This is a genomic window from Pueribacillus sp. YX66 (assembly GCF_041725775.1).
Classification (GTDB): domain Bacteria; phylum Bacillota; class Bacilli; order Bacillales; family UBA6769; genus Pueribacillus.
Genome location: NZ_JBEUEL010000086.1, coordinates 1 through 1,006, shown reverse-complemented (window position 1 = coordinate 1,006; position 1,006 = coordinate 1). Strand labels below are relative to the sequence as shown.

Sequence of the window (1,006 nt, the reverse complement as noted above, 5' to 3'; positions counted from 1 at the left end):
TATTCTCATAGATATCCATGAAGAGTGGCTGAGTTCTCCCAGAAAGTATATTCAATTTTGAATGAAAATTGTTGGGGGTACCCCAACAATCAATCCTAGGTTAAAAACATGGTAAAGCAATTTACATAAGATCATGGACTTGACTGCGCTTTGCGCTTCTTGTCGTACAAAATTTAATATTAATCTGTTGAAACAATTTTTTGTACATATGCTAAAACAGAATTCATTTCTATATCATATTTAGAAATTATGATTTTAAATATTTTAGCGAATAGTTTATATAGTGCATAACCTATTATTCCACCAAGGGTATTATAAATAAGATCATTAATATCTACCATTCTATTGTGACCTGGCAATATTAAATGAGCAGTTAATTGAAGTAATTCCAATAAAAGTGAAAAAAGCATTGTTGATAAAGCGATTTTTTTCCAGTTCATTTTAATTAAAAAAGGAAGACCAAAACCAAATGGTATCGCAAGTATTACATTTAGGACACTTGTATACAAGTTGTTCCCAAAAGGATTATTAGGTATGAAATTAATATAATCTAAAAAATTATATTCAAATGGATATTCAAGTATAAAAAGTGGAAATTGCGTTAACCTAATTACATTAATTAAATAAAAATAAAAAATACTCCAAAATAATAAATATGCTAGTGTTTTATTTTTTCTTTTATATAAATAAAAAAATAATATAATAAAAATTATTAAAAATAAAAAAATTGGAGTTAAATTAAATCTTAACATTCAATAGTCTCCTCCTAGATGGATAAAGTCCATATAATTGTGTAAAAGAAAAGGGCCATATGATTGCCTTTACGGTACAATGTTTTTAACCCATAAAAACATACTAGGAGGCAGATCATATGACCCACCTACATTTTACATTGGAAACAAAAGAAATACAAAATTTAATTGAAAAATGTATGTGTCAAGTTATTCTCGGTCGACTTATCACACCAATATCTTTGGCACTCTATTTTTGTACGCTTTTTCACTAC

1 protein-coding gene is annotated in these 1,006 nt (G+C 27.0%); it reads right to left on the bottom strand.

The window, feature by feature from the left end; all coding sequences use genetic code 11:
- Positions 1–179: 179 nt before the first annotated feature.
- The gene (locus tag ABU914_RS15410; RefSeq protein ID WP_379670574.1) at positions 180–752 is read right to left on the bottom strand and encodes a VanZ family protein; all 573 of its coding nucleotides are present in this window, start codon (positions 750–752) and stop codon (positions 180–182) included.
- Positions 753–1,006 lie beyond the last annotated feature (254 nt).